The 533-nt window shown below is 46.5% G+C and carries 2 rRNA genes; both read left to right on the forward strand.

From position 1 onward, the window contains the following. Positions 1-301, forward strand: a 23S ribosomal RNA gene (locus DW297_RS16555); the annotation flags it as partial. Between the two features lie 48 nt (positions 302-349). Beyond that, positions 350-465, forward strand: a 5S ribosomal RNA gene (rrf, locus tag DW297_RS16560). Positions 466-533: the final 68 nt, after the last annotated feature.

Raw genomic sequence — 533 nt, forward strand, 5'->3', positions numbered from 1 at the left:
GACAGTTCGGTCCCTATCCGTCGTGGGCGTAGGAAATTTGAGAGGAGCTGTCCTTAGTACGAGAGGACCGGGATGGACGCACCGCTGGTGTACCAGTTGTTCTGCCAAGGGCATAGCTGGGTAGCTATGTGCGGAAGGGATAAGTGCTGAAAGCATCTAAGCATGAAGCCCCCCTCAAGATGAGATTTCCCATAGCGTAAGCTAGTAAGATCCCTGAAAGATGATCAGGTTGATAGGTTCGAGGTGGAAGCATGGTGACATGTGGAGCTGACGAATACTAATAGATCGAGGACTTAACCATATAATATGTAGCAATGTTATCTAGTTTTGAAGGAATATGCCTTCATAGTTTGGTGATGATGGCAGAGAGGTCACACCCGTTCCCATACCGAACACGGAAGTTAAGCTCTCTAGCGCCGATGGTAGTTGGGACCTTGTCCCTGTGAGAGTAGGACGTCGCCAAGCAACTAAACACGAGTCAAATGACTCGTGTTTTTTCGTGTTTTCTTTTATAATCCATAGTAATTAAAAAA

This window comes from Microbacterium sp. PF5, assembly GCF_004794315.1.
GTDB classification, from domain to species: Bacteria; Actinomycetota; Actinomycetes; order Actinomycetales; family Microbacteriaceae; genus Microbacterium; species Microbacterium sufflavum.